General features: G+C 37.4%; 3 protein-coding genes. All 3 read left to right on the top strand.

All coding sequences use genetic code 11. The features are described 5' to 3' along the window. Positions 1-347 precede the first annotated feature (347 nt). The 3 genes from E1163_RS01580 to E1163_RS01570 all read left to right on the top strand — a co-directional run bounded on the left by E1163_RS01580 (position 348) and on the right by E1163_RS01570 (position 3074). Entirely contained in the window at positions 348-1247 is a 900-nt protein-coding gene (locus tag E1163_RS01580) for an NAD(P)H-binding protein (RefSeq protein ID WP_155168775.1), read from the top strand. Between the two features lie 10 nt (positions 1248-1257). Further along, on the top strand, positions 1258-2178 hold the full coding sequence (locus E1163_RS01575; RefSeq protein WP_155168773.1) for a helix-turn-helix domain-containing protein: 921 nt from the start codon (positions 1258-1260) through the stop codon (positions 2176-2178). A gap of 209 nt (positions 2179-2387) precedes the next feature. Further along, positions 2388-3074, top strand: coding sequence for a hypothetical protein (locus E1163_RS01570; protein ID WP_155168772.1), 687 nt, complete (start codon positions 2388-2390; stop codon positions 3072-3074). Positions 3075-3383: the final 309 nt, after the last annotated feature.

Here is a 3383-nt window from a genome sequence, read left to right as displayed (position 1 = left end):
TAAAAGTATCAGGCTCAATGCTCCTGGGGGGATGATGATCGTTGTGGAGAATGTGAAGTTGTCGGCTGGTGCGTAAAGCCGGACTATTGAAATTTATAGGCATGTTGCAATTCACTCTTTGAAAGAGATTAAAAACACCTTAGATTAGGAAGGATATAAGTGTATGCGTGCAACGTTGCATATATTCAATTGTTAGCAATAATAATATCACGGTACCGCAAAACATAGAGAGAAAAAAATTACAGACCTTACATTAGCCTACAACAAACATATATTTGACTACAAATGTCTTTCTGTTTCTGCGGAATTTTGCTAAGCAATTTCGCAATGAATATAAAACAGAAAAGATGAAAATTACACTTGCAGGCTCATTAGGTCACATAGGCAGACCGCTAACCCAAGAGTTGGTACAAAAAGGATGTTCGGTAACAGTTATAAGCAGTAATACTGAAAGGCAAAGAGATATTGAAGCTATGGGAGCGACAGCAGCAATTGGCTCTTTAGAAGATGTTGATTTTATTACTTCAGCATTTGCAGGTGCTGATGCTGTATTTTGTATGGTACCACCAACAAACTATTTTGATCATAGTCTTGATTTACTTGGCTACTATAAAAGACTGGGGAATAACTATGCACAAGCCATTGCGCAAACAGGAGTGAAAAAAGTCGTTAACTTAAGTACCATAGGAGGAAATATGGAGAAAGGGAACGGCCTGCTTCTTGGTGCTCATCACGTGGAAAACATCCTGAACGAACTATCTTCGGATGTTGCCATTGCCCATATTCGCCCGACCGAATTTTATTACAATTTGTTACTGCAGGTTCATTCTGCGAAAGTAAATGGGTTTATGGCATCTAATATCGGTGGTGAAGTTGTAAATGCGTGGGTATCACCCACGGATATTGCCAGCGCCATCGTCGAAGAAATAACCTCACCACTTACTGGCCGTAAAGTACGTTATGTAACAAGTGATGAACTTACTTACAATGAATTGGCAACTATTTTAGGTGAAGCGATAGGAAACCCAGACTTGAAATGGGTAACTATTACGGATGAACAAATGCAAGATGGTTTGGAAGCAGCAGGAATGCAACCAGCAATAGCGGCAGGTTTGACGGAAATGTATGCATCCATAAACAGTGGTTTATTGTACGAACATTATAACATGCACAAACCCGAAAGGATGGGCAAGGTCAAACTGAAAGATTTTGCTGAAGATTTTGCTGAAGCGTATAATCAACTATAGAAATAGGATTATGAAAAATATACCACCTCATCATATCAAAACCATAAGCGAATATCATCGATTCCGAGGCTTGCCTAAACCTGAACACCCATTGATGAGTGTAATCAATTTGGATGAAACAGGTAATCTTTCGGCCAATAAGCAAACGCGGTGGATATTTGACTTTTACTCTATTGCATTAAAAAGAAATCTCGATTCCATGGTAAAATATAAATATGGTCAACAAACGTACGATTTTGATGAAGGCGTAATGTTTTTCATTTCTCCCAAACAGGTTTTTTCAGTCGAAACAGAAGGGGATTATAGGCTTTCAGGGTGGATGCTGCTCATTCATCCCGATTTTTTATGGCAAAGCCCGTTGAGAAAAACCATAAAACAATACGACTTTTTTAGTTACTCGGCCAATGAAGCCTTACACCTCTCGGATAAAGAGGAGACCACCATTATCAATATTTTTCAAAGTATCAAGCAGGAATACGTTTCAAATATTGATAAGTTTAGTCAACCGCTGATCATTGCCCAACTAGAAGTGTTACTCAATTATTCAAACAGATTTTATCATCGTCAATTCATCACCAGAAAAATACCCAACCATAAAATATTAAATCGTTTGGAAGAAATACTTAAGGAATATTTCGATCAGGAAAGTTTAATCGAAAGTGGATTGCCTACGGTACAACATATTGCTAATGAACTAAATGTATCACCAAACTATTTAAGTGGTTTATTGAAAACATTGACAGGACAAAGCACACAACAACACATCCACGAAAAATTGATTGAGAAAGCAAAAGAAAAATTATCAAATACCAACTTATCAGTAAGTGAAATTGCTTATGAATTTGGCTTTGAACATTCACAGTCGTTCAGTAAGTTATTTAAAACAAAAACAAACCTTTCGCCTTTGGAATACAGACAGTCATTTAACTGAATAAAAGAACAAAGAAGCAAAACCACATACCGCTAATCGAGTAGACGGCCATGAGCCATAAGCCCACGGTGCGCCTCTCACATTTATCTTCCAAGAACAAAATGCAGATATGACCAGGGCGTACGACCCCAGCGCCTACGAGACTCACCCTTTGGAACACTCATCTTCTTGAGCTATATTCACCATTCAAGGCACACACCATGTACCAAATGATTTTCTTTGAAAATAAATATACTCCCTTAACTGATTCAGTCTATTTCTTAAAAGCAGATATTAAAACTGTAACAGACGAATTTATGAAATGGCAAAAGCCTCTTGAGATTAATAAGTACAGAAAGCTAAATATAGTTAGTCTAAAAAAAGATTTAGAATCAAACTTACTTGAATTGTTGCCCATAAATGTAACCGAGATAAGACGATTTTTATTTCATGGAACGACAAGTGATTGGACTGCAATGATATCAAATACAATTCTTGGGACAGATGGTTCAGCTCCCAATGTTTTGTCAGATAGATTGAAATGCGAGATGGTTAGAGCTACTAACACAGATGATGCTACTACGTTTGAATTTTCTAATCCGAACAAAGAAACTGAGGAAGAACAGTTACGGGTGGTTTCTGCTCATATCGAGAGTAGATGGGAGTTCCATGACTATGGGAAACCACTTCCTTTCGAAGATACTAAGAGGTACAAAACAAAAAGAAAAATAAAAGACAAAATAGACTCTGATTTATTAATTCAATACTTAAATGAGCTTGGGATAAATTATGATAAGAAGGATTTCTACAACCCGATTGATAAAATTAAAGCATTGATGGTTATAAAAACAGGAAGACAATACGATAATGATAAGAACTTGTCACTTGAACAAGCTCAGAATTATCACATCAGATGAGTAGCGCCTGATGACAATATGGGCGATATTTCAATAAATTCAAGGGTTGTAGCCCTCTCAAGTTTAACATTTTGATGTATTTGAAGTCCACAATCTCCCATATTTGCATATACTCGTCCGTGACAAGCAATGAGCTACTAGTACTAGACGATGGCTATTTCGGTTCGAATAGTGCCAGCCTGATCGACCAGCAAGAAGTCAAGGCGGTTTGATTTGTACCAATTGGAAAGATCATTACCTAACCTTGGGCATCTTCACCAATTCATTGGCCGCTGGTTCTCTTGCATTGCTTTAAAACAAAAAAAGCAG

It is taken from the genome of Fulvivirga kasyanovii, assembly GCF_009711405.1.
Classification (GTDB): Bacteria; Bacteroidota; Bacteroidia; order Cytophagales; family Cyclobacteriaceae; genus Fulvivirga; species Fulvivirga kasyanovii.
The sequence above is the reverse complement of the archived record's forward strand: the minus strand, read 5'-3'. Positions and strand labels throughout refer to the sequence as shown.